The sequence below is a fragment of the Microbacterium koreense genome (assembly GCF_042677105.1).
GTDB lineage: Bacteria > Actinomycetota > Actinomycetes > Actinomycetales > Microbacteriaceae > Microbacterium > Microbacterium koreense.
This window is the reverse complement of record NZ_JBHTIM010000001.1, coordinates 2,532,035-2,554,921: the sequence shown is the minus strand read 5'-3', so window position 1 is coordinate 2,554,921 and position 22,887 is coordinate 2,532,035. Positions and strand designations below refer to the sequence as shown.

Sequence of the window (22,887 nt, the reverse complement as noted above, 5' to 3'; positions counted from 1 at the left end):
CGCGTCAGACGATCTGCGATTCGCCGGCGGCGGCTTCGAGCTCCTCGGTCTCGGTGTCGGCGAAGGCGACCTTCGGGACGAAGAACAGCAGCACTGCCGCGAGAAGGCCGCCTCCGGCGCAGATCGACCACACCGCCATGTAGCCACCGAGGGATGCAGCAGTGTCGCTCGCGACCGCCCCGACGCCGGCTGCGAGAACCACGCCGAAGACGGCGGAGGCGAAGGTTCCGCCGATCGTCTTGGTGGTGTTCGTGAGCGCGGAGGCGACCCCGGTCTGACCTCGAGGGGCCGCGGCCGCGGCGGCTGCCGGCAGGGCGGCCAGCAGTGCGCCGGAACCGACACCGGCGACCGCCATATTGACGATCACCTGCGGGAGGGTGTCGTGGAACGGCAGGAAGAGCGCATAACCGACGCCGAGCAGGGCGGCTCCGACGATCAGGAGAACGCGAGGGGGGAGGCTGCGGGAGGTGACCGAGAAGATTATCGCGCCGAGGATGACGAAGACCAGGTAGGCGCCGATGACGTTGGAGCGTTCGGTGGCATCGAGACCGAGTCCGTAGCCGACCGCGGGGTCGGTGCCGACGAAGGTCGATAGCGGGGCCTGGGCGCCGAGGACGCTGATGCCGAGAAGGAACGCCGTGGTCTGGATCGGCCACATCTCGGGGCGGCGGAACACCCGCACATCGATCGCGGGGTCATCTTGCGAGAGCTCGAAACGCACGAAAACGACCAGCACGGCGATGCCGAGCGGCAGGAGCACCCACGTGAGCCAGCTGGGCAGATCCGGCATCCGAAGGAACGTGAGCGCGGTCGTCACCAGCAGCAGGCCCAGGGTGAGGATGACGAATCCCCACGCGTCCAGCCGTCGATCGGGCAGCGGCTCGGACTCGGGAACTCCGAAGAGGATCACGAAGAACACCGCGGTCACGGCGATCGCGGGGATCATGAGCGTCACCGTGAGGTTCTCGCCCGTCGCGGCGAAGATGCGCCCGGCGGCGAGCGCGCCGATGATCGCGCCTGCCTGGAGCCCGACGATGAGCAGGCCCGCCGCACGGCGGGTGGCCGACGTACCGCGCGCCTGGCGGCGTCCCCTCTCGAACACGAGGGCGATCTCGAGCGGGAGCCACACGACGTAGAAGCCTTGCAGAGCCCAGGCGATGAGGAAGCTCTCGAAGGTGCCGGCGAAGGCGACCCACCATGTGGCGCCCGCGGTGAGCACGGTGGCGATGAGGAGCACTTTCTTGTGCCCGAACATGTCGCCGATCTTCGCCAGCACGGGCACGACGATCGACGAGAGGAGCAGCTGTGCAGCTTCGAACCAGTTGACGTCCGAGTCGTGGATGCCCAGGTGGATGACGATGTCGCTGAAGAGCGGTACGTAGTAGCCCTGGAGGATCCCGCTGACGAGTTCGACCAGGATGAACCAGCCGATCAGCGCCGCGGTGATCCCGAGTGCCGAATTGCGCAAGGTTCGAGTCACCCAGCGAGCATACGATGCGGCGGCGGAACCCGCGAAGATGGATCCACACCACGTCACGCACACGACGGGAGAGGGCGACACCATGGCGGCATCGTTGGAGGAGCTCGCCCAGCGCGGGATGATCGATACCGGGTGGGCCGAAGCCCTCGCGCCGGTCGCGCGGAACATCTCGGACATCGGCGACCGGCTGCGCGCGGAAACCGCGGCGGGTCGGGCATATCTTCCCCCGGGCGACCGTGTGCTCCGCGCGTTCTCGCGACCGCTCGCCGACGTGCGTGTGCTCATCGTCGGACAAGACCCGTATCCGACGCCCGGGCACGCGATCGGGCTGTCCTTCGCCGTGGACCAGGACGTGCGGCCGTTGCCGCGCAGCCTCACCAACATCTACCGGGAGCTTCACGACGACCTCGGTATCGTCCCTGCCGCGCACGGCGACCTGTCGGCGTGGAGCGATCAGGGCGTGATGCTTCTGAACCGCGTGCTGACGGTCACGCCCGGGCACCCGGCATCCCACCGCGGCTGGGGCTGGGAAGCGGTGACCGCTCACGCGATCCGCACACTCGCAGAGCGCGATAGGCCGCTCGTCGCGATCCTGTGGGGGAGGGATGCCCAGAACCTCGCGCCGCTTCTGGGTGAGACACCCGTGATCGCGTCCGCGCATCCCTCTCCGCTGTCGGCGAGTCGTGGCTTCTTCGGGTCCCGGCCGTTCTCGCGCGCGAACGACCTCTTGGCCCGCCAGGGGTCGTCGCCGGTCGATTGGCGTGTCGACGTCGACACGTAGGGGCCACCCGAGAGCCTAGGCTTGCGGTGTGCTGGAGGAAGAATACGAGCGCGATCGCCGTCGCCTGCCATGGCATCTGCGCCGGCGTTCGACACCCGAGCGGCCCTTCTCGTATGAGATCCGCCCGGTGACCGACGCAGACCTTCCCGATGTACGAGAGATCTACAACTACTACGTCACGAATTCGGTGGTGACGTTCGACGAGAAGAAGTGGGCGCTCGGACAGTGGCGGGACAAGCGCGCCGATCTCGCGCGTCTCGGGCTGCCGTTCTTGGTCGCGGAGTCTCCGACGGGACAGGTCCTCGGGTACGCGCTGGTTCAGCCGATGTCGGCGAAGTCGGGGTACCGCTACAGCGTCGAGACGACGATCTACCTCGGGCAGGCGGCCGCGGGCAAGGGGCTCGGCCGGGCCATGCTGGAGGCGCTGATCGCGGCCTGCGAGGCGGCCGGCATCCGCGAGATGGTCGCGATCATCAGCGACAAAGGGGCGGAGGCATCCGTCGCCCTCCACGAGCGGTTGGGCTTCGTCGAGGTGGGGCGGATGGGACGCGTCGGTTACAAGTTCGGTCGACCGCTCGGCACGATCTCGATGCAGAAGTCCCTCAATCCGAAGAAGAAGCGTCGCCTTTTCGCCCGGTGAGCTCTCGATGCTCGGATGCCCACGCCCGCACGGCGTCGATGAGGCTGCGCCACGCGCCGGTCGCCCCGCTCTCGGGTAGCTCGGCCTGACGCGCGGACCCGGGGAGGTTCGCGGCGATCACCCACATGAAGCGATCCGCGCCCGCCTCGTCGGCGCGCGGGGGGTCATCCCACGGACAACGCTCGACCAGCGCCGCGAACTCGGACGCCTGTTCGGGGCCGGGTACAGCGCGCCACGCGCGTCGGATTCCCGCGATCCCGCCCGTGCGGGTCACGACGACACTGATCTCGTCAGGCTGGGTGTGGTCCATCCACGTCGACACCGACGCTCGCCCATGCGGTGCGGACGGCGGTGGCCTCCTCTGCTCCCTCACCGTACTCTGCGCCGGCCGCCTCGATCGTCGCGCGCGCGAACTCCACGAACGTCGCCCGGGGAGAGAGGCTGCCCGTGGTCAAGGTTCGGTACCAGATCAGTCCGGCACGCGTCCACGCGTGGCCGCCCAGCGTCATCGCCGCCGCATGGAACGCTTTGTTCGGGATGCCGGAGTTGATGTGCACGCCGCCGTTGTCGTCGGGTGTGACGACGTAGTCGCGCGTGTGCGCCGGTTGTGGATCGCGTCCGAGGACGTCGTCGTCGTACGCCGTGCCCGGGGCCGCGAGCGAACGCAGCGCCACGCCCTCGACGGCGTCGGTGAAGATGCCCTCGCCGATGAGCCACGATGCCTCGTCGACGGACTGACCGAGGAAGTGCTGTTCGGTGAGAGCGCCGAAGACATCCGCGATCGACTCGTTGAGCGCTCCAGACTGGTCGCGGTAGAGCAATCCACCCGACGCCTCGACGATGCCGTGCGCGAGTTCGTGCGCGATGACGGTCAGCGATCGCGTGAACCCGCGGAAGACCTCTCCGTCGCCGTCGCCGAAGACCATACGTTCGCCGTTCCAGAATGCATTGTCGTAGTCGAGTCCGTAGTGGACGGTGGCGAACAGCCGGCCGCCGGCACCGTCGAGCCCATTGCGTTCGAAGGCGTCCCACAAGAAATCGAACGTCGCGCCGAGCCCGTCGTAGGCCTCGTCGACCGAGACATCGCCCGTCGCGGGATCGTCCTCGCTGCGCACCCGCACACCGGGCAGGACTTCGCGGTTCTCGGCGTCGGAGATCTCTCGATCGGCGCCGGGTGCCGTCTCGGCCACGAGCGCTCCGCCGTCATCGACCGAGAGCAACAGACGCGAGCGATCAGGACGGTACTCACGCGGCGCGGAGAGTGTCGCTCGCGCGGCGTGCGCGGCCTTCGACCAGGCCGGCTCCTGCACAGCGGCGATACGTGCCAGCACGTAGGGCGGGACGATCGCGGCGTTCATGCTCCGAGGGTAGTGCGCGCCCGCGACATTCGGGTCAGATCGTCGGGTCGATGACGGGGATCGAGGCGAGCAAACGGCGCGTATACGACACCTGCGGCTGCAGCAGCACCTTCTCGGTCGGGCCTTCTTCGACGACGCGGCCGTCTTTCATCACGACGACATCGTCGCAGAGGTTCTGGACGATGCCGATGTCGTGCGACACCATCACCAGGGACAGGCCGTCGCGGGCACGCAGCTCCTGCAGCAGTGCGAGGATCTGGGCGCGCACGGTCACATCCAGCGCCGACAGCGGTTCGTCGCCCACGAGCAGTCGCGGACGGTGCACGATCGCGCGGGCGATGGCGATCCGCTGCCGCTGACCGCCCGAGAACTCGTGCGGAAAGCGGTCGGCCATCTCGGCGTCCAGGCCGACGTCCTCCAGGACTTCACGCACGCGCGCGGGCCGGTCGCCGCCGATGTCGAGTGCCCAGAGGGGCTCGCCGACGATGCGCCCGACGGTCATGCGCGGATCCAGCGAGGCGTAGGGGTCTTGGAACACCATTCCCGTCGCTCGCCGCAACCAGTGAAGCGACCGTGCGCGGGCATTGGCATCCACCGGTCGTCCTGCGAATTCCACCGAGCCCCGTGTCGGCGTGTCCAGCCCGAGCAGCAGCCGCACGAGCGTGGACTTGCCCGAGCCGGACTCTCCGATGATCCCGAGCGAGGTTCCGTCGCGCACGTCGATGTCGACGTCGTCGAGCGCGGTTGTGAAAGCGCGGCGTTCGAACAGAGTCGAGCGCGGGAGCGGATGCCGGCGGGTCAGACCGCGCCCCGAGAGCAGCACGTCGTCGCTCACGCGTCACCCCCGGGTCGCCACAGGGTCGCCGTCGCGTCGCGGAGCAGACCCTGGGTGATGGGCGAGGACGGGGCGGTGAGAAGCGTGCTCACGGGGGCCTCTTCGATCACACGACCGCCCTCGAGGACGACGCCGTGTGTGGCGATCTGTGAGAGCACCGCCAGATCGTGGGTGATGAAGACGAGGGACATGCCGTCATCGTCGACCAGCGACAGCAGCAGATCGAGGATCTCGGCTTGGATGGTGACATCGAGCGCGGTCGTCGGCTCGTCGGCGATCAGCAGCCGCGGGCGGCAGGCGAGCGCCATCGCGATGGCGACACGCTGGCGCTGACCTCCCGACAGCTGATGCGGGTACCGCGAGACGATGCGCTCGGGATCCGTGAGCGCCACGCGGGCGGCTTCGGCGACCGCCCGCCTGGCGGCATCCCTCTTCGAGGTCCGTTCGTGGATGCGGATGGACTCGGCGATCTGCCTTCCCACGGTGCGGATCGGGTTGAGCGCGGTTCGGGGTTCTTGGAAGACGATGCCGATCTCGTCGCCGCGGAGCTGGGCGAGTTCGCGATCGGGCAGCCCGAGCAACTCCTGACCGTTCCACGTCACGGATCCGCCGCACTCGGCCCCATCGGGGAGCAGTCCGAGGATCGCGAGCGCGGTCAGCGACTTACCCGATCCCGACTCGCCGATGAGCCCTACGCGGGCACCATCGGGCACGTCGAACGAGATGCCGTCGACCACCCTTCGTCCGCCGATGTCAACGGTGAGGTCACGCACGCTCAGGCTCACGCGACCACCTCCGGCACATGGGTGCGGGCTTCGCGCTTCGCGGAGTCGCCCCGCCCGAGCGTCGGATCGGTGACTTCGCGCAGTCCGTCGCCCAGCAGGTTCAGCCCCAGCACGGTCAGGGTGATCGCGAGCCCCGGCCACATCACCGACAGCGGGTAGACGGTGATGTACTGCTGGAGGTCGCGCAGCAGCACGCCCCACGACGGCTCCGTCACCGGTGCGCCGAAACCGAGGTAGGACAGGCCGGCTTCGGCGAGGATCGCGACAGCCATGCCCCACGACAACTGCACGATGAACACGGGGGCGACGTTGGGGAAGAGGTGACGTACGAGGTTCTGTGTGGGGGTGAGGCCGCTCGCACGTCCGGCCAGGACGAAGTCGCTGTGGAGCACGCGGCGCAGCTCCGGTCGGGTGACGCGAGCGATGTTCACGCCGAATCCGATGCCGACCGACCAGATCACCACCCAGATCGACCCTCCCCACACCGCAGAGATCATCATCGCGATGATGAGCACGGGAAAAGCGATGAGGATGTCGACGAACACGGCCACAGACTCGCGCACCCACCGCGCGGTGAGGGCGCCGAGGGCTGCCAGCGAGACCCCGATGAGTGTCGCGACCACTCCCGCCCCCACCGCCACGAAGACAGTGGTGCGCGAGCCCGCCATGAGCATGCTCAGAATGTCGCGACCGGAGCCATCGGTGCCGAACAGGTGCGGCCAGCCCGCCGCCGTCCACCTCATCGCGATGTCGACGCGGCGGGGGTCGAATGGCGTCCAGAAGAGGGAGACGACCGCGGTGAGGAGGATCACCGCGACGACGATCATGCCGAAGCGACCCGTGGAAAGGGTCCACAGACGGGCGATCCACGAAGGGCGCCGTCGCGTTGCACGCGTCATGACGCCTCCCGCTGCCGAGGGTCGATGGCCCGGTGGGCGAGGTCGACCAGGAAGCCGATGATCAGCACGAATCCGGTGAGCACGAGCAGTTCGCCCTGCACTTTCGGCAGATCCCGGCTCAGCACATCGGCCACCAGCATCCGTCCCACACCGGGCAACGTGAACAGCTGCTCGATGACGACAGCGCCCACGACGATCCCCGCGACCTGCAGGCCGAGAACGGTGATGACCGAGAGGCCAACGACAGGAAGGCCGTGACGGATCAGAGCGGCGTTGCGGGTGAGTCCCTTCGCCGCCGCAGTCCGGACGAAGTCCTGTCCCACCGCTTGCAGAGTGGCGCTGCGCACGAAACGCATGAGCATCGCGCCTTCGACGATTCCGATCGTGAGCGCCGGGAGCAGCAGCGCGCGGAACGCCGCCCACGGATCAGCCCACCCGGCGCGGGGAAAGCCTTGCGCCGGCAGCCACCCGAGCCACACCGCGAACACCACCACCAGCATCATCCCGGCCCACACGACGGGGACGGCGGCGAGGGTCTGCGCCCCGACGCTCAGCGCGGTGCCGTCGGGGCGCCCCCGCCGCATCGCGGAGAGGACGCCGAAGGGCACACTGAACAGCAGAGCGATCACGAGCGCCATGATGCCCAGCGGCACCGTCACCTGGGACTTCTCTGCCAGCTCGGAGGCCACGCTGGACCCCGTGACCAGTGACGACCCGAGGTCGCCCGAGAGCACACCGCCGATCCAGTCGACGTACTGCACGGGAAGCGGACGATCCAGTCCCATGCGTTCGCGGATCGCCGCGACTTGCTCGGGTGAGCTGTTGATGCCCGCGATGAGCTGGGCGACATCGCCGGGGAGGACCCGCAGTGTCGCGAAGATCAGCACGCTGGCGACGAGTAGGCCCAGCAGCAGCAAGGCCAGTCGCGTCAGCGCGTAGCGGATCACCCGGAGCTCTTGGCGATCTCGGCGAGGTTGAGGCGCTCGTTCACGTTGATCGAGGGCATACCGGTGATGTTAGTGCCCACGGCCACGACCGATGCCCCGCTGTACAGCCAGTCGGCGGCCGCGTCCTCGGAGACGATACGGGCAGCCTCCGCGAGGAGCGCCGCCGCTTCTGCCTCGTCGACCGCGGCGATCGACTGTGCGAACAGATCCTGCACCTCCGGGTTGTCGTAGGTGAAGTAGTAGTCGGGATTCGCCCAGTTCTCGAAGTCACGGGCTTCGGTGTGCAGGACGAAGCTGAGGTCGTAGTCACGGTTGGTGTACACGTCCTCGAGCCACGTGTTGAAGTCGACTTGCTCCACTTCGAGGGTGATGCCCACCTCGTCGAGGTTCGACACGAGGATCGTCGGAATCGTCGTGGAGTAGAAGTTCGGAATGGTCAGCGTCAGTTCGAGGTCTTCGGCGCCGGCCTCGGCGAGCAGCTCGCGCGCGGCAGCGGGATCGAAGGGAGCCACCTCGGACAGGTCTTCGTACCCGGGGTCGAGCTCGGGGATCGGACCATACAGCGTCGTTCCCGACGCGAGGGACTCGATGAACGCGTCGTGGTCGATCGCCTGACGGATCGCCTGGCGCACCCGCTGATCGGCGAGCGGGCTTCCCTCGGACTGGTTGAACGCCAAGGTCCCCTTGTCCGAGGACTGGCCGAGGACGAGGCCGTAGTCACCGTTCGCCTCGATCTGCTCCTGCAGGTTCGCGTCGAACCCGGTCACGACGTCGACCTCGCCGGCGAGCGCAGCGTTCAGTGCTGCTTGGTTGTCGGGAATGTAGTCGAAGACGACCTCGGCGACCTCGGCGGTGTCGCCCCAGTAGTCGTCGAAGCGTGTGTAGACGATGCTGTCGCCCTGACGCCACGCGTCGAAGGCGAAGGGCCCGGTGCCGTTGGCAGCGGTCTGGTAGTCGATGTCATCACCCTCCTTGAGGATGACGCCCGCACGCCCGGTGAGGTTCCACAGCAGGCTCGAGTCGGGCTCGCTCAGGGTGAGGACGACGTTCTGCCCGTCGGCGGTGATCGTCTCGATGTTGGCGAGTCTCCCCGCATCCCGCCATTCGGGGGTGTCCTTGCGGGTCTGGAGCGACCACACGACGTCCTGCGGGGTGAGCTCCTGACCGTCGTGGAACAGCACACCCTCGCGCACCGTGAAGGTGTACTCGAGTCCGTCGGGTGAGACCGTCCACTCCTCGGCGAGAGCCGGCACGATGTCCTGTTCGGGAGTCCGCGACACGAGCCCCTGGTAGACGTTGTCCATCAGGATCTGGTCGAGAGCCGCGCCGGCGGTGCTGCGGATGTCGAGGTTACTCGGCTCGAGGACGAGGCGGATCACCACCGACGCGTCGGGATCGGCCGGGCCACCTGTCGAGGTCGGCGACGGTGCGGGTGCGGCGCAGGACGTGAGCAGAAGCGCGCCGGATGCCGCGAACGCGGCGAAGGTGAGGGCAGTACGGCGGTGCATGTGTGAGTCCTTTCGGGTGCATCCGTTGCGGCGCGGATGCCGGGCCTCGCGGGAAGAGGGGCGGGACGACACCCCAGCCTAGGCATCGCGGGCGGATGTCGGTAACCGCCGGGCGTAACGTTCGGAGCGCGCTAGTTGTTCCCGGCCAGCGCGCGGATGCGTGCGGCGAGGTCTGCGGGGATGTCCTCCTGCACGTTGTGGCGTGCGGGAACGGTCACGACGGATGCTGCGGGAAGCCGCCGGGCGAACTCCTCTTCGTCGTCATCGGTGAGGTAGCCTCGCTCGCCGCGGAGCAGGGTGATCGGTGCCTCCACCGCGGCAAGGTCCTCCCACCCGGCGTCGCCCACGACCGCCGACACCGCGTCCTCGCGTGCGGCCGCCGCATCCGAGGCATCGGGGGACTGTGCCAGCGCATTGGCGATGTGCGCGAAATGGTGCTTCCACTCGACGCGTCCATCGGGTCGCACGCGTGAGTTGAAGTAGACGCCCCGCGCGGTCGCCGCCGGCGACCCGCCGAAGCCGAAGGCGAGGGCGCGCTCGGTGAGCTCCTCGCGCGACGCCCAGTCGGCCGGACCGGCGAAGAAGCGACGCAGTTCGTCAGCGCCGCCCTTCGTGTCGAGCCCCGGTGTGATGTCGATGACGACGAGCTCCCGCACGAGGTCGGGGCGTGCCGCGGCGACGGCGGCCGCTGTGAGGCCCCCGAGGGATTGACCGACGAGCACCTGCGGGCCTTCCGTCCATGCCCGAACGCCGGCAGCCACGTCGGGTGCGAGCGTCCGACCGACGTATGCCGCGTCCTCACGCCACGACGAGTCGCCGTGCCCGGGCAGATCGATCGCGAGCGCAGGAAGCCCCAGCGCGATGATCGTCGTGTCCCAGGTGTGGGCGTTGAGGCCGGCGCCGTGCAAGAACGTCACGACGGGGGCATCGTCGCGGGCCCCGGGAGGGTTCCACCGCAGTGCGCTGAGAACGCGGCCGTCCGGGAGGGAGAGCGAGAGTCGCTCCCCCCGAGGGAGGGGGCCTTCGACTCCGGCGTCGGCGGCTTGGTCGGAAAGGAACGAGAACTCGTCGATGGGATCGTCCACATCTCCATTGTGGCCCAGCCGGGCGCGGCCGTCGGTACGCTGATCCACATGGGTACTCAGCCGCGCGTGCATCTGGCCCGGTCAGCGCGAAGCGTCTTCGGTGCGATGGAGGGCCTGGCGACGCAGGTCGGCACGCTCGCGAAGGATGCCGGCATCCCTCCCCGGCTCAAGGAGCTCGTGCAGATCCACGCCTCACAGCTCAATGGCTGCGCCTTCTGCGTGCGGGTCCACGTCGACAAGGCGACGACTGCGGGCGTGGATGCGGACACGATCGCCCAACTGCCGACGTGGCGGGAGTCGGGCGTTTTCAGTGAGCGGGAGCGGGCCGCTCTCGAACTGACCGAGTCGTTCACGTTCATCCATGAGGGCGGAATCCCCGACGACGTCTACGACAGAGTCGGAAGCGTCCTCACCGAGCCCGAGTATGTCGCCCTGAGCTGGATCCTCGTCTCGATCAACGCGTTCAACCGCGTCGCGATCGCTGGACGCTACCCCGTGCCGCCGCGCACAGACGATCGGTCGTGACAGGCCGCAGACCGCTCCCGGCGCAGTCCCTCGTCTCGGGAGCGATGAACTTCCGCGATGTCGGTGGTCTCTCCGCGGGGTCTTCCCGCACGCGGGAGGGGGTGCTGTTCCGCTCCGGCAACCTCACCGCGGTCGACGAACCGGGCCGTGCCGCGATCGCTGCCCTGGGCATCCGGCGCATCATCGATCTGCGCGCCGACGACGAGGTCATCACGGCGCCGAGCCGGATCGATGGTCTCGACCTCGTCACGCAGCGCGTCCCATTGTTCCTGGGGTCGGTGGCATCCTTCTTCGACGACGACCTGAGCCTGGATGACATGTACCGCCGGATCGTGGAGGACTCGGCCGAACGCGTCGTCGACGTCGTGCGCGGCATCGTGTCCGATCAGCCCGTGCTCGTCCACTGCACGGTCGGCAAGGACCGCACCGGTGTCACCGTCGCGTTCGCGCTCGCCGCAGCCGGTGCGGATGAGCAGTCTGTCATCGACGACTACGCGCGGACCGAGGCGTTCCTCCCACCCGAGCGCAACCGTGCGGTCCTCGAGCGTCTGCGCCGTCACTACCCGACGTCGACCCATATCGAGGACCTCGCGACGCGCTCACCCGCCCGGGTGATGGCAACGCTCCTCAGCGCGGCGGGAGCCTCGTACGGCGATGTCGCCTCGTACCTCTTGGCGCACGGCTTGACCGACGACGAGCTGCGCGAGCTACGGCGGGTGCTGATCGCCTGACCCCCTTCGCGGCGCTGTCGGTGCGTGGCGACGTGAGGTTAGGCAAGCCTATGTTTCGGGTATAGTCGATGGTATGGCAACGACAGAGCGGACGCAGACGCAGACGCAGACGCACAGCGCGTCGAGCTGTCGCGGTCCGCGTCATGCCCGCGTGCAGCATCTGATCACTGCCGATGAATCATCGCTCGTCGAGCTCGAGACGCTCCTTGCGACGTTGCCGCTGTGCTCGACCGGTCGCGTGTTCGTCGAAATCCCGGATGCGCAATCCATCGTCGACATCGTGGTCCCGCCGCGCATGACGCTCACCTGGCTCGATCGTTCCCGTCGCTCCGGCGCGCCCGGCAGTGGTCGTGCCTGTGCGGTCGGGCAGGCGCTCGCGCGCGCTGTCACCGCGTGGGCCGACGAGATGCTCTGCGACGAGGGAGATGCAACCCGCATCCATCTGTTGGGCGGATACCTCGGCACCGCCGACATCGTGGACCACCTCACCGCGCGCACGGGAATCGCCGCCGCCGCGATCCACACGCCGGAGCGCTACGGCCTCGCCACGGCCCGCTGACGTCTGCGCGGCCCGGGCCTCGCGTCAGGAGCGCGCATCTGTGCCGCGCGGCACATAGTTTCCGTCCGCGAGTCCCGCAGCGATCTCGAAGCGGTTGCGGAGGGGATCCCGTCCGGCGAGGAGATAGAGCACCGGCATGAGCACCCCGTAGCGGCGCCACTGCCGGGCGTGGACGGCCTCGTGACGCAGGAGCGCGGGGGTGACGGTTGCATCGCCGGTCAGGAAGCAGTCGCCGACGCACACGCCCCCGCGCCGGAACGCCCATGACGGTAGCCCTCGAAACACCCACAACCCGTTCTGCCGCTCGATGCGGCCGGTGCTCCACAGCCCGCCCCAGAGCCAGCCGACACCCGTGCCGTACCACGACCCGACGCGGCTGATCGGGGAGTCCAACAAGACAGCCGGAATCCATCGATCGAGGCGCTCGCCTGCGCGAACGGCGGCCGCGGCGCGCTCCTGCCACCCGGCCGGTGGACGGGGGATGGGGCTCACGCGAGCGCCCCGATGAGCCGCAGGATGGGACCCAAGTCGTCGTTCGCCGCGGACGGTGAAGCGGGGGAGTAGCCGGTGAGCGAAGCGCCGACGAGCGGCACCGTGGCACGCAACGCGCCGAGCGCGGCGGTGACGTCGGCGACGGTCGCACCGAAAGGCTCGGGATGCGCGGTGCCCGCCAGTTCTGCCGGGTCCAGCACGTCGAGCCCGACGTGGGCGTATACGGCCGCCGCTCCCGTGCTGGTCACCGCCTCGGCGAGGGACTGAGGATCACGGAGGTCGTCGACCGAGATCGAGCGGATGTCGTTGCGCGAGATCAGGTCGAGTTCTGCCTCGTCGAACGCGCGTGCACCGGCGATGACGGTGCGCTCGGAGGTCAGCGTGCCGGCCGCGAGCGAGAGGCCCGAGACGCCGTCGCCGAGCGCTGCGCGCAGAGCCATGCCCGCGAAGGCTCCCGAAGGGGTGGACTCCGGGTCGTTCAGCGCGGGATGTGCGTTGAGCCAGACGACCGCGAGCCCGGGGTGTCGCGCGATGGCGTGCTCGATCGCCGTGAGGGCCACGCCGCCGTCACCGCCGATGGTGAGGACGGGCTCGGCGTGATGCTCGAGCGCAGCGAGCATCTGCTCACGCACGCGCTGGAGCGAGCTGAGGCGGTGGACCGATGTGCCCAGAGCGTCGCCGGCTTCAGCCGGAACATCGAGAATCGTCGTCGCGGCGCGCGGAAGGTCCCCCGCGATAGCCTCCGCACCGTCGATGAGCTGCATCGCCCGTGCGGACGGGCTGCCCTGCCATTGCGGCACGACGAGGTAGTGGGTCATGCGGCGCTCCTCCTCCGCGCGGTCACCGGTGGGGACCGAACCGGCGGGTGCCGCGCTGCGCGACACCCGCCGGGTGGATCGGACTCAGCCTTCGATCGCCGAGCGGGGCGATCCCGTCTTCAGCGCGGCCAGTCGCGCCTCGACCTCGGTGAGCTCACCGACGTCTTCGAGCTGGGTGAACTGGGCGTCCAGCGACGACGCGGCCAGCTCCTGCTTGCCCGCCGCGAGCGCCTCCTGGCGGCGCACCTTGTCTTCGAAGCGCCCGAGCTCGCTGGTCGGGTCGAGCACATCGATCGACCGCACCGCGTCGTGCACCTTTGTCTGTGCCTCGGCGACCTTCGCGCGCGAGAGCAACTCGGAGCGCTTGGCCTTCAGCTGCTCGAGCTTGCCCTTCATGCCGTTGAGGCCGTCCTTGAGCTTCTCGACGACCTCGGTCTGCGTCGCGATCGACGGCGCGATCGCCTTGGCCTCGTTCTCCTCGCTGATCTGACGCTGCAGCGCGATCTTCGCGAGGTTGTCGAACTTGTCGGCGTCGGCTGTGTTGCCGGCTCCGCGCAGTTCGTCGGCCTTGCGACTCGCTGCGAGGGCTTTGTTGCCCCACTCCTGTGCGGCCTGGAGATCTTCCTGGTGGTCGCGTTCGAGCAGGCGGAGGTTGCCGATCGTCTCGGCGATGGCCGACTCTGCGTCGGCGATCGAGTTGGTGTAGTCGCGCACGAGCTGGTCGAGCATCTTCTGCGGGTCTTCTGCGGAGTCCAGAAGTGCGTTGATGTTCGCCTTCACGAGCGTCGAGATGCGACCGAAGATGGACTGCTTGGCCATCGGGTGTCCTTCCTATCGAAGTGGATTGCGGTTGTCGGAGTACGTGGACGGATGTCGGGAGTCGGGAACGGTCAGAAGCGGCCACCTCCGCCGCGCGAGCGTGAGCCGCCGCCGAATCCGCCGGAGGAGGGGCGGCTGCGTGAGCCGCCGCTGAACCCGCCGCCTCCGAAGCCACCGAACCCGCTCGAGCGAGAGCGCCGGCGCCCGCCGCCGCTGCCGAGCAGCGAGTTGATGACGATGCCCCCCAACACAGCCCCCATCATGCCGTTGTCTCCGGACGTCCGTCCCGGCGCGCCGCCGAACCCACCGACATCACGTTGTGCGCTCTGGATCGATTGCGCCGCAAGCTGGTTCGCGCGCTGGGCGTGCTGCGCCGCCTGCTCGGGTGCGGTTTGCTGCAATTGTTGCGCCTGGACGAGCGCTGCACCCGCCTCCGCCAGCCGGGTCCGAGCGGCGGCACCCACCGCTCCGCGCCGGGCGGTGATGTAGTCCTCCGCGGTCGACACCTGCGCCTGTGCCTGCATGATCTGCTGCCCGACCATCTGTCGGGCGCGCTCAGCGCGAGCTGCGGCATCCCTCACTTCGCTCACCAGCCCGTCGATCTGCTGGTTCGCCGCCTCGAGGCTCTCGAGCGCGGCGAGCGGGCGACGGCCGGTGTCGCCGAGGCGACGGCGGGCGACGTCGATCTGCCCACGGGTCGAGGCGATCACCGCGGCCAGGCGCCCGTCCGCGTCAGGAAGTGCCGACGCCACGGCGATGTCGTTCTCGAGCTCATCGATCAGTGCGAGGGCGTTGCGGCCGCCTTCGTCGAGGTTCGTCGCCAGCGTGCCGATCGCCTTCTCGAGCAGGTCGGCTTGGCCGACGGCCTCCTCAGCGGCGCGGATCGCCACGGCGGCTTCACCGCCGTCCTCGGCGGCGATCGCCTGGTGCGCGAGGACGAGCTGCTCATCGGCGAATGCGATCCGCGCCTGAGCCTGAGTGGGGTTGTCCGCGACTGTGGCGAGCGCTTCGGGCGCGTAGCGCGTCTCCAGTCGGGCGAGCTGGGATGCCGCTGTGTCGAGGGCATCGGCCACCCCTGCCCGCGCCGCTTCGACGCGGGCGAGCGCTTCGGGGGCGTTCTGGGCCAGGCGACGCAGTTCGGTGAACGCGGCCGCCTTGGCATCCAAAGCGTCGTTGGCCGCTTCGCAGAGCTCGAGGATCTCCGCGTTCCACGCCACCGCCTGCTCGTGCGATTCCGGCGTCGAATCGTCGAGCTGTTGTTGCAGTGTGAAGGCGCGCGTCAGCTTCGCTTTGGCGTCGGTGAGCACGTCGGTGAACTCCGCCGCGGCGGACTCGCCGAACTGCGCGGTCGCGAAGCCGAGTTCCTGTTCGCTCGCGCGGATCGCGTCGTCGGTTGCCACCAGCGCCGACGCCGCACGCTTCTCGAGTTCGGGGAGGTCTACGGGCGGTGCGCCGGGGGCACCCGACGCGCCTGCCCCGGCGCCGCGTCGGCGATTGCGGACCACCAGCCACACGACCAAGGCGATGGCTCCGACGACGAGGACCGCCACCAGGATGCCGCCCCACGGGAACCCTCCCGACGGCGACGACCCCGTCGTGCCGCCGACGCTGCTCTGGAGCCCGTCGGCGGCGGCGACCGCGGCGTCTGCCCAGTCTTCGGCGGCCAGGTTCGGCTGGACTTCGGCGCGCTCGATCTCAGCGATCCGGTCAAAGCTCACCGGTCCTTCTGAGTAACCCGACAGGTAGAACTGGCGGGCATCGACCGCGACGGCGAGGAGGTATTGGTGCGGACCGAGCCCGTTGCCGTCGGCAGTGGTGTTGGCCCACTCTTCGGCGCTCGCGGCTCCGGTGAATTCGTCGACGAAGACGACCCACAGGTCGACGTCGGTCTCGGCCGACAGGCGCTCGAGACGCGCCTCGACGTCGGACTCCTCCGAGGGTGTCAGCACATCGGCCCCGTCGTACACGAACGTGCTCCCGAGATCGACCGGATCCGACGCGAGCGCCGGCCCCGTCGCACCCCCGAAGACCATCGTGGCTGCCAGTGCGATCGCGGCCATGGTTCGCCGACGCATCGATCCCCCTCCTCGGGCGCGGAGTTCTCGAGCCCGCCATCGAGTCTATTCAGCCCCGTGTCCGCCGCGGTAGACGAGGTGTGCGCTCAGCGCGAACCGCGGATGACCGGCGCGGCGGCGGTGGCGGCGCGGCTCGCGTCGCGTAGCGTGGCGCCCGCACGAGGAGGACGGATGGACGACCGTTACGGATCGGATGTGCTCGCGCCGGGATGGCGCGAGCGCGCGGCGCCCCGCATCGAGCGTGTCGCCGCAGAGCGGGACCTCGTCGTCGAAGTGGCCGACGACGGGTTCTGCGGCGCGGTCGTATCCGTGGCATCCGGTCTGGTCGAACTCGAAGACCGCGTCGGCCGCCGTCGCTTCTTCCCGCTCGGCGCCGGCTTCCTCATCGACGGAAGGGACGTCGTCCTCGAGCCACCCGTGGCGGTGACGCCGACCGGCCGGGCGCGCACCGCATCCGGATCCTTCGCCGTCGACGATGCCCGCGCCCGCGTCGCCCGGGCCAGCCGCATCCTCGTCGAAGGTCGCCACGACGCCGAACTCGTCGAGCGCGTGTGGGGCGACGACCTGCGCATCGAGGGGGTCGTCGTGGAGTATCTGCAGGGCGTGGACAAACTCGCCGCGATGCTCGACGAAGACCCGCCCTCACCCGAGCGCCGCTACGGCGTGCTCGTCGACCACCTCGTTCGCGGGTCGAAGGAATCCCGCGTCGCCGAGGAGATCCTGCGCGGACGGCACGGTGCACATCTGAAGATCGTCGGCCACCCCTACATCGACGTGTGGCAGTGCGTCCTGCCTTCTGCAGTCGGCATTGCGCGCTGGCCGGATGTTCCCCGCGGCATCGAGTACAAGGTCGGCGTGTGCCGCGCCCTCGGATGGCCGGCGCGCGACCAAGCCGACATCGCCCGGGCCTGGAAACGCATACTCGGCTCGGTCTCCTCCTACCGTGACCTCGACCCGGCGCTCCTCGGGCGCGTCGAAGAACTGATCGACTTCGTGACCATCGATTGACGGTCGGTAGCCTGGAGGGGTGCACGAGACCGCCTCCGACGCCCCGCGACGATTCCGCGAACGCCCCGTCTCGTTCGTGCGGCGTAGCGGCCGCATGTCCGATGCTCAGGATCGGGCATGGGACGAGCTCGCGCCCACGTACGTGCTGCCGGTGCAACGCGACGCCGCAGCGACCAGCATCCTTCCCGGTAGCGCGGTCGACCCGCGCGAGGTCTGGGGTCGCTCGGCCCCCCTCGTCGCCGAAATCGGATCGGGGCAGGGACACGCGATCGTGCACGCCGCGCAGGCGACACCCGAACGCGACTTCCTCGCGATCGAAGTCTTCCGTGCTGGTCTCGCCCGCACGATGCTCGACGCCGACCGTGTCGGGATCACCAACCTGCGGCTCGTCGAGGCGAACGCCCCCGAGGTGCTCGAACACCTCGTGCCCCCGGCATCCCTCACCGAACTCTGGGTATTCTTCCCCGATCCCTGGCACAAGAAGAAGCACACCAAACGGCGTCTGGTCACCGACGATTTCGCCCGCCTCGCCGCCGGCGCCCTCGCCGACGGCGGCCTGCTGCGCCTCGCGACGGACTGGGAGGAGTACGCCCTCCAGATGCGCGAGGTGTTGGATGGGGCGTCCGACTTCGAACGCGACTTCGAGGGGGAATGGGCCGAGCGCTTCGACGGTCGCGTGCTCACCGCCTTCGAACGCAAGGGCGAGCGTGCCGGACGCGCGATCCGCGACCTGACCTACCGACGAGCGAACCGATGATCTCGGTGTACGGCCGATGAAGTCACACTCCACCGCGGCGGCCACGGCGCGTCCGGTCGTCTCATGGGCGCTGCTTCCCGCGGTGCTCGTGTGCCTGGCCGCCCCCGCATTCTTCGTGCTCATGTTGCCGTGGCTCGGGTGGGCGCTGCTCGGCGCGGGCCTCGTCGCCGCGTGGGTCATGCAACGGCGGGCGGATGCGGCATCCGCTTCTCGGGGAGCAGGCCCGAACCTCCTGCGCGACCTTTCGCTCATCGCCGTAGGACTGCTGATCGTCAGTGTCATTCCCCTCAAGGCCGAACTCGACAACCTCGCGATGCTGCGGTTCACCGCCGCGCTCGGTGGTGCGGTCGTGGTGCCGTACGTCATCTCGCGATGGGTCTACCGCGACCGGGCGATCTCGTTCCCCTGGCGCGGCGGAGGCCGGTGGACGCTGTTCCAGTGGACATGGCTGGTCGCGGTACTCGTCCTGGGGTGGCTGATCCTGCCGTACTACTTCATCACCTCGGGTGTCTACGAGAACTGGCCGGTCGTCGACACCCCCGACCTCATCGCACGACTGTTCGTCGGCGTCGGCGCCGTCGGAATCTGGGACGAACTGTTCTTCATCTGCACGTGCTTCGTGCTGTTGCGGCGGCACTTCGCCGATGCCACGGCGAACGTCCTGCAGGCGATCGTGTTCGTGTCGTTCCTGTGGGAGCTCGGCTACCAGGCGTGGGGACCGATGTTGACGATCCCGTTCGCGCTGCTTCAGGGGTTCATCTTCATGAAGACCCGTTCGCTGGCCTACGTCGTCACCGTGCACCTGCTGTTCGACGCGGTCGTCTTCCTCGTGCTCGTCCACGCGCACAACCCCGGCATGCTCGACGGGCTCTTCCTCGTGTGACGCGGCCGGGCCGGCGCACGCCGCCACGGGCCGTCTCCCTCCTTCGCCGGTCCGTCTCTCTCCTTCGCCGGTCGGTCTCTCTCCTTCACCGGTCGGTCTCTCTCCTTCACCGGTCGGTCTCGCTCCTTCACCGGTCGGTCTCTCTCCTTCACTGGTCGCACGTGTACGCCGCGAAGGCGTCCGTGCGTACATTCGCGACCGGTGAGCACTGCGGGGGCGCGCGAGGCGGGGCGCGGCCCGGCGGCGGGGCGTCGCGGCGGGGGAGTGGCTGGCCACGGTGAGGCCTCACTGGTCGCATATGTGCGGATATGGGGAGTCGGGGCGTACATTCGCGACCAGTGAAGCCCGCGGTGGGGGAGTCGGGGCGCGGGTGGCGCGACGGCGGGATGCCCAGGCGGTGATCAGACCGCGGGAGTATCGTGGGGGGCGGATCCCGACAAGATCCCCGGACGAGGGTTCAGTACCCGGTGAGCGACAAGACTGGCCACGGAGGCGAGTCGTATGTCGTGGATCGTTCTGGTGCTTTCCGGAATCCTCGAAGCCGTATGGGCCACTGCCCTGGGCAAGTCCGAGGGATTCACCAAGTTGTGGCCGAGCGTGGTGTTCGGTGTCGCTCTCGTGGCGAGTATGGGTGGTCTCGCATGGGCCATGCGCGAGATCCCCACAGGCACTGCCTACGCCGTGTGGGTCGGGATCGGCGCTTCTCTCACGGTCGCGTACGCGATGATCACCGGCGACGAGTCGTTCTCGCTCATCCGGGTGCTGCTCATCCTCGGCCTCGTGGGGTGTGTGGTCGGCCTCAAGCTCGTCGGGAACGACTGAGGGCGGATGCCGCATCCTTAACCGTCTCGGTGATGGTGAAGCCAGCGAGCATTCCTCTTGACGTGGCCCGATCGCGGAGTAAGGTCACCTCCACGAAACGAAAACGGAGACGTCAGGGACCGCGAGGAACCGGAAACGGAAACCGAATCTCGTACTGATGATCGCCCCGGGGCCCAAGCCCCCGGGGCGATCTTCGTCGTCCGGAGGACACTCCCCGCGGTGGTAGTCTCGACCGGTATGCCTCCGTAGCTCAGGGGATAGAGCGTTGGTTTCCGGTACCAAAGGTCGCAGGTTCGATTCCTGTCGGGGGCACCATACACCGCACGACGGGCTCAGCTGACGTCATCGTCGGTTGCTGGGATGCGGCGCACGCGCATGTCCTGATGCCGAGCATCGCGCGATCCGACGGTGGCCGGCGACGGCGTGAGGGTTGTGCCGATGTTCCGGCGGTCCCGGCGGGGCGTTGGTCGCACGGTGTATCGTGCGACGTCAAGCGGGCCGCGGTATCCGGCACGCTCGAGATCCTGTGCGGCGACGAGAGGCGGCAGGTGTGACATCGCGGGATGAACTCTTCTTGAGCGCTGTCGACGTGCTTCAGAGCGGCCGCAGTCTCGACATCGAGGGCGAGCACGGCAGCGGACGTACGCACTTCCTCGCGCGGGTCGGACACTATTTCACGACACTCGGCTGGAAGGTGATCACGGTCACCGGAATCACGGCGTTCGCGCGCACTCCTCTCGTTGCGCTCGCGATCGCCGGCATCACTGAGGCGCAGGACTCCCGACCGTCGGCGATCCCGGCAACCGTGCGCGCGCTCGCCGACGCGGTCACGCCCGGGCGCACGCTCATCGTCGTAGACGATTGGGATGCGCTCGACGAGTACTCGGGCGGAGTGATCCGTGCGGTGCAGACACAGCGGGCCGTGCCCGTGCTTTCTTCGCGCCTCATCCACCGCTCCCGGCAGATGCCGGTCTTGCCGATGGGGGCATTCACGACGACGTACGAGATGCGTATGCCGCCGATGGGATACGGCGAACTCGAGGCGGCACTCGAGCACCTCGCCGGGTTTCGAATCGAGGCGGGCACGCTCAGCCGGGTCTTCGCCAAGTCCGGGGGGAACATCGGTTTGGCCGCAGCGGTCGTCGATGCCGCGCGCCGTGCCGGTCGCCTCACGGTCGACGGCGGGGTCGCCCACGCCCGCGGCACCCTGTGGAGTCACGAGTTGCGACTCATGACCGAGGTCATCTTGCAGCCGCTCGACGACGAGGCCATCGAAGCACTCGAGGTGCTGTCCTTGCTCGGGCCCGTCGACACCGCCACGGCGGGCGCCGCGATCGGGATCGAGCAGATCGCCGAGCTCGAGGGGCGTGCGTTCGTCGACATCATCGACGTCGGCGGGACACGGATGGTGTCGGTGCATCCGCCGTTGCTCGTGGAGCACTTCCGCCACGACTCGCTCGCCGGGCGGCGCGCGCAGTTGTTGGCGCGCATCGACGACGTCCTCGCCGCCGCGCCGACGATCGACGACGCACCGGTGACGCCACGCGACTCGGCCATGTTCGTGAGGCTCGTCCATGAACAGACGAGGCGTCGGACGCTCCAGGCACGCGAAGCCTGGCGCACCGCCCCCAGCCTGGCATCCGCGACCGATCTGCTGTTGGCGCTTGAGGTGGACGGCGCGCACGATCCCGATGAGCTCGAGTCGCTGATAGGGGCAGCGCATGGTCTTGACGGAACCGAGCGAGAGAAAGCGGAGTGGGATGCCGCGCGCGGCGTCGTCCGTGCGGTGCGCGGCGGCGACCCGGCGGGGGCGTTGTTCGATCTGCGTCGCCGGGCCGCGACGATGCCGCGGGAGGGGGCACTGTTGCTGGCGCGCGCGGCCGAGCTGGAATCGTCGTTCCTCACCGTCCCCGACACCGACCCGGTGGCCGGCGCCGACGGGGAGGGGGTCTCGGAATCGGCCCGGGCTGCCGTGCTTCGCGCGCGCGCGTTCTGGATGCTCGTTCGGGGCCGGGTAGGCGATGCCGAGACCGTGCTCGACGAGCTACGCGCGTCCGATGCGCCGCAGGACGCGACCGTGGATGCGCTCGCGGTCTTTGCGCACATCGTCGCCGACAGGCGCACACTCGCCGACGAGATCGCGCGCCGTGGACTGGCCGAGGCCCAGCGAGCCTTCGATGCCCGCGGCATTCGCGACTATGCCTACCTGTGCGTCCTGATCGCCGCGCTGGATCGGAGAACCCTCGATGCCGAACACCTGCTGAGCGAATCGTCGTTCTTGGGCCTTCCGTCACCGTATCCGCCGCTGTCGTTCATCGGTCTCAAGACGCTCGCGGCGTCCCTTGCCGCGCGACGCGGCCATCGTGCGTTGATGGAGCAGACACTCGCCGACATCGACGCCGAGGGCCTCGGGGACGGTCCCTTCCCCGGTCAGGCGACGGGCATCGTTTACGCGCGGATCGCCGAGATCGAAGAGGGAACCCTCGCCGCGGCGGAGATCTGCGTGCAGACCGGGGACGAGCTCGTGGAGCGGGGCGCACTGCTGTCGGCGGCCTACGCCTACCTCGACGCCCTGGAGTACGACCCTGCGCCCGCCCGATGGGAACGTGTGGCAGCGCGCGTGGAGGCTGTCGATGCACCGGCGATCGCCCGTCACGCCGCGTTTCTGCGGGCCGTGATCGAGCGCGACGTCGAGACCGCTCTGGCAACCCTTCACGATCTCGAACGGGACGATCTGCTGCGGGATGCCGCGCACGCGGCTGACCTCGCGCTGCGAGCCTGGGCGGACGACGACGACATCGACGCGCACGAGCGGGTGCGCACGCTGCGCGACCGGCTGCGGAAGGATGCGGGGGATTCCCTCGCGCCGGTCACGGTCGTCCTGACCAGACGGGAGCGGGAGATCGCCGAAATGGTGGCCGCCGGGCTATCGAACGCCGTCATCGCAGAGGCGCTCGTCCTGTCGGTGCGCACCGTCGAATCGCACGTGAACCGACTGCTGCGCAAGACCGGCCTTGCGCGACGCCAAGACGTCAAGGCCTACCTGCTCGCCCACGGTTCGACCGCCTGAGGTGCAGACG

At 68.9% G+C, this 22,887-nt stretch carries 23 protein-coding genes, 1 tRNA gene and 1 riboswitch; of the genes, 11 read left to right on the top strand and 13 right to left on the bottom strand.

Translation table 11 applies throughout. The annotated features are described in order from the left end of the window. Positions 1 to 4 precede the first annotated feature (4 nt). Positions 5 to 1,564 (bottom strand): MFS transporter, encoded by a 1,560-nt coding sequence (locus ACFQZV_RS12045; protein ID WP_378753113.1) that lies wholly within the window; start codon positions 1,562 to 1,564, stop codon positions 5 to 7. Between ACFQZV_RS12045 and ACFQZV_RS12040 the strand changes: the two genes are divergently transcribed. Both ACFQZV_RS12040 and ACFQZV_RS12035 read left to right on the top strand, forming a co-directional pair. Then, positions 1,563 to 2,261, top strand: a complete 699-nt coding sequence (locus ACFQZV_RS12040) for a uracil-DNA glycosylase (protein WP_378753115.1) — start codon at positions 1,563 to 1,565, stop codon at positions 2,259 to 2,261. The two genes, ACFQZV_RS12045 and ACFQZV_RS12040, sit on opposite strands and share 2 nt — an antisense overlap. Positions 2,262 to 2,289: 28 nt before the next feature. Continuing rightward, on the top strand, positions 2,290 to 2,901 hold the full coding sequence (locus ACFQZV_RS12035; RefSeq protein ID WP_378753117.1) for a GNAT family N-acetyltransferase: 612 nt from the start codon (positions 2,290 to 2,292) through the stop codon (positions 2,899 to 2,901). Here the strand turns inward: ACFQZV_RS12035 and ACFQZV_RS12030 are convergent. The 8 genes from ACFQZV_RS12030 to ACFQZV_RS11995 form a co-directional block, all read right to left on the bottom strand. Further along, positions 2,864 to 3,211, bottom strand: coding sequence for a protealysin inhibitor emfourin (locus tag ACFQZV_RS12030; protein WP_378783326.1), 348 nt, complete (start codon positions 3,209 to 3,211; stop codon positions 2,864 to 2,866). The genes ACFQZV_RS12035 and ACFQZV_RS12030 overlap by 38 nt on opposite strands. After that, complete coding sequence (locus ACFQZV_RS12025; protein WP_378753121.1) at positions 3,192 to 4,259, bottom strand: M4 family metallopeptidase; 1,068 nt, start codon at positions 4,257 to 4,259, stop codon at positions 3,192 to 3,194. Before ACFQZV_RS12025 ends, ACFQZV_RS12030 begins: the two co-directional genes overlap by 20 nt. Positions 4,260 to 4,293: 34 nt before the next feature. Next, the gene (locus tag ACFQZV_RS12020; protein ID WP_378753123.1) at positions 4,294 to 5,094 is read right to left on the bottom strand and encodes an ABC transporter ATP-binding protein; all 801 of its coding nucleotides are present in this window, start codon (positions 5,092 to 5,094) and stop codon (positions 4,294 to 4,296) included. Continuing rightward, complete coding sequence (locus ACFQZV_RS12015; RefSeq protein WP_378753125.1) at positions 5,091 to 5,879, bottom strand: ATP-binding cassette domain-containing protein; 789 nt, start codon at positions 5,877 to 5,879, stop codon at positions 5,091 to 5,093. Before ACFQZV_RS12015 ends, ACFQZV_RS12020 begins: the two co-directional genes overlap by 4 nt. Next, complete coding sequence (locus ACFQZV_RS12010) at positions 5,876 to 6,778, bottom strand: ABC transporter permease (RefSeq protein ID WP_378753127.1); 903 nt, start codon at positions 6,776 to 6,778, stop codon at positions 5,876 to 5,878. The genes ACFQZV_RS12015 and ACFQZV_RS12010 overlap by 4 nt, the downstream gene beginning before the upstream one ends. Further along, positions 6,775 to 7,725 carry an ABC transporter permease gene (locus tag ACFQZV_RS12005; RefSeq protein WP_378753129.1) on the bottom strand — a complete coding sequence of 317 codons (951 nt, stop codon included), beginning with the start codon at positions 7,723 to 7,725 and terminating at the stop codon, positions 6,775 to 6,777. Before ACFQZV_RS12005 ends, ACFQZV_RS12010 begins: the two co-directional genes overlap by 4 nt. Continuing rightward, positions 7,722 to 9,233 carry an ABC transporter substrate-binding protein gene (locus ACFQZV_RS12000; protein WP_378753131.1) on the bottom strand — a complete coding sequence of 504 codons (1,512 nt, stop codon included), beginning with the start codon at positions 9,231 to 9,233 and terminating at the stop codon, positions 7,722 to 7,724. Before ACFQZV_RS12000 ends, ACFQZV_RS12005 begins: the two co-directional genes overlap by 4 nt. Before the next feature lie 131 nt (positions 9,234 to 9,364). Continuing rightward, a complete protein-coding gene (locus ACFQZV_RS11995) occupies positions 9,365 to 10,318 on the bottom strand; it encodes an alpha/beta fold hydrolase (protein ID WP_378753133.1) in 954 nt (317 codons plus the stop codon). Positions 10,319 to 10,366: 48 nt separating this feature from the next. Between ACFQZV_RS11995 and ACFQZV_RS11990 the strand changes: the two genes are divergently transcribed. The 3 genes from ACFQZV_RS11990 (at position 10,367) to ACFQZV_RS11980 (ending at position 12,133) form a co-directional block, all read left to right on the top strand. Then, positions 10,367 to 10,843, top strand: a complete 477-nt coding sequence (locus ACFQZV_RS11990; RefSeq protein ID WP_378753135.1) for a carboxymuconolactone decarboxylase family protein — start codon at positions 10,367 to 10,369, stop codon at positions 10,841 to 10,843. Further along, positions 10,840 to 11,574, top strand: coding sequence for a tyrosine-protein phosphatase (locus ACFQZV_RS11985; RefSeq protein WP_378753137.1), 735 nt, complete (start codon positions 10,840 to 10,842; stop codon positions 11,572 to 11,574). The genes ACFQZV_RS11990 and ACFQZV_RS11985 overlap by 4 nt, the downstream gene beginning before the upstream one ends. 73 nt (positions 11,575 to 11,647) lie before the next feature. Continuing rightward, a complete protein-coding gene (locus tag ACFQZV_RS11980; RefSeq protein ID WP_378753139.1) occupies positions 11,648 to 12,133 on the top strand; it encodes an SIP domain-containing protein in 486 nt (161 codons plus the stop codon). A gap of 24 nt (positions 12,134 to 12,157) precedes the next feature. On the opposite strand, the gene ACFQZV_RS11975 is transcribed toward ACFQZV_RS11980, so the two are convergent. The 4 genes from ACFQZV_RS11975 to ACFQZV_RS11960 all read right to left on the bottom strand — a co-directional run bounded on the left by ACFQZV_RS11975 (position 12,158) and on the right by ACFQZV_RS11960 (position 16,337). Next, complete coding sequence (locus tag ACFQZV_RS11975; RefSeq protein WP_378753141.1) at positions 12,158 to 12,625, bottom strand: Fe-S oxidoreductase; 468 nt, start codon at positions 12,623 to 12,625, stop codon at positions 12,158 to 12,160. Next, positions 12,622 to 13,443: an arginase family protein gene (locus ACFQZV_RS11970; protein ID WP_378753143.1), complete on the bottom strand. Its 822-nt coding sequence runs from the start codon at positions 13,441 to 13,443 to the stop codon at positions 12,622 to 12,624. Before ACFQZV_RS11970 ends, ACFQZV_RS11975 begins: the two co-directional genes overlap by 4 nt. Before the next feature lie 84 nt (positions 13,444 to 13,527). Further along, positions 13,528 to 14,262 (bottom strand): PspA/IM30 family protein, encoded by a 735-nt coding sequence (locus tag ACFQZV_RS11965; RefSeq protein WP_378753145.1) that lies wholly within the window; start codon positions 14,260 to 14,262, stop codon positions 13,528 to 13,530. A gap of 71 nt (positions 14,263 to 14,333) precedes the next feature. Then, a complete protein-coding gene (locus ACFQZV_RS11960) occupies positions 14,334 to 16,337 on the bottom strand; it encodes a TPM domain-containing protein (RefSeq protein WP_378783324.1) in 2,004 nt (667 codons plus the stop codon). Positions 16,338 to 16,508: 171 nt separating this feature from the next. Between ACFQZV_RS11960 and ACFQZV_RS11955 the strand changes: the two genes are divergently transcribed. The 6 genes from ACFQZV_RS11955 (at position 16,509) to ACFQZV_RS11930 (ending at position 22,877) form a co-directional block, all read left to right on the top strand. Next, a complete protein-coding gene (locus tag ACFQZV_RS11955) occupies positions 16,509 to 17,345 on the top strand; it encodes a DUF3097 family protein (RefSeq protein WP_378753149.1) in 837 nt (278 codons plus the stop codon). A gap of 94 nt (positions 17,346 to 17,439) precedes the next feature. Further along, positions 17,440 to 18,102: a tRNA (guanosine(46)-N7)-methyltransferase TrmB gene (gene trmB, locus ACFQZV_RS11950; RefSeq protein WP_378753177.1), complete on the top strand. Its 663-nt coding sequence runs from the start codon at positions 17,440 to 17,442 to the stop codon at positions 18,100 to 18,102. Positions 18,103 to 18,118: 16 nt separating this feature from the next. Then, positions 18,119 to 18,985, top strand: coding sequence for a CPBP family intramembrane glutamic endopeptidase (locus ACFQZV_RS11945; RefSeq protein ID WP_378753151.1), 867 nt, complete (start codon positions 18,119 to 18,121; stop codon positions 18,983 to 18,985). Positions 18,986 to 19,409: 424 nt separating this feature from the next. Further along, positions 19,410 to 19,474, top strand: a riboswitch (guanidine-III (ykkC-III) riboswitch). A gap of 12 nt (positions 19,475 to 19,486) precedes the next feature. Then, positions 19,487 to 19,807 (top strand): DMT family transporter, encoded by a 321-nt coding sequence (locus ACFQZV_RS11940; protein ID WP_378753153.1) that lies wholly within the window; start codon positions 19,487 to 19,489, stop codon positions 19,805 to 19,807. A gap of 239 nt (positions 19,808 to 20,046) precedes the next feature. Next, a tRNA-Arg gene (locus ACFQZV_RS11935) sits at positions 20,047 to 20,122 on the top strand. Positions 20,123 to 20,357: 235 nt separating this feature from the next. Next, positions 20,358 to 22,877: a helix-turn-helix transcriptional regulator gene (locus ACFQZV_RS11930; protein ID WP_378753155.1), complete on the top strand. Its 2,520-nt coding sequence runs from the start codon at positions 20,358 to 20,360 to the stop codon at positions 22,875 to 22,877. Positions 22,878 to 22,887 lie beyond the last annotated feature (10 nt).

Excerpts from the sequence above, each read along its gene's own strand:
- ACFQZV_RS12040 (WP_378753115.1), top strand. The coding sequence starts at position 1,563 with ATGGCGGCATCGTTGGAGGAGCTCGCCCAGCGCGGGATGATCGATACC.
- ACFQZV_RS12045 (WP_378753113.1), bottom strand. The coding sequence starts at position 1,564 with ATGGTGTCGCCCTCTCCCGTCGTGTGCGTGACGTGGTGTGGATCCATC.
- ACFQZV_RS12030 (WP_378783326.1), bottom strand. The coding sequence starts at position 3,211 with ATGGACCACACCCAGCCTGACGAGATCAGTGTCGTCGTGACCCGCACG.
- ACFQZV_RS12025 (WP_378753121.1), bottom strand. The coding sequence starts at position 4,259 with ATGAACGCCGCGATCGTCCCGCCCTACGTGCTGGCACGTATCGCCGCT.
- ACFQZV_RS12010 (WP_378753127.1), bottom strand. The coding sequence starts at position 6,778 with ATGACGCGTGCAACGCGACGGCGCCCTTCGTGGATCGCCCGTCTGTGG.
- ACFQZV_RS12000 (WP_378753131.1), bottom strand. The coding sequence starts at position 9,233 with ATGCACCGCCGTACTGCCCTCACCTTCGCCGCGTTCGCGGCATCCGGC.
- ACFQZV_RS11990 (WP_378753135.1), top strand. The coding sequence starts at position 10,367 with ATGGGTACTCAGCCGCGCGTGCATCTGGCCCGGTCAGCGCGAAGCGTC.
- ACFQZV_RS11980 (WP_378753139.1), top strand. The coding sequence starts at position 11,648 with ATGGCAACGACAGAGCGGACGCAGACGCAGACGCAGACGCACAGCGCG.
- ACFQZV_RS11970 (WP_378753143.1), bottom strand. The coding sequence starts at position 13,443 with ATGACCCACTACCTCGTCGTGCCGCAATGGCAGGGCAGCCCGTCCGCA.
- ACFQZV_RS11965 (WP_378753145.1), bottom strand. The coding sequence starts at position 14,262 with ATGGCCAAGCAGTCCATCTTCGGTCGCATCTCGACGCTCGTGAAGGCG.
- ACFQZV_RS11960 (WP_378783324.1), bottom strand. The coding sequence starts at position 16,337 with ATGCGTCGGCGAACCATGGCCGCGATCGCACTGGCAGCCACGATGGTC.
- ACFQZV_RS11955 (WP_378753149.1), top strand. The coding sequence starts at position 16,509 with ATGGACGACCGTTACGGATCGGATGTGCTCGCGCCGGGATGGCGCGAG.
- trmB (WP_378753177.1), top strand. The coding sequence starts at position 17,440 with ATGTCCGATGCTCAGGATCGGGCATGGGACGAGCTCGCGCCCACGTAC.
- ACFQZV_RS11945 (WP_378753151.1), top strand. The coding sequence starts at position 18,119 with ATGAAGTCACACTCCACCGCGGCGGCCACGGCGCGTCCGGTCGTCTCA.
- ACFQZV_RS11940 (WP_378753153.1), top strand. The coding sequence starts at position 19,487 with ATGTCGTGGATCGTTCTGGTGCTTTCCGGAATCCTCGAAGCCGTATGG.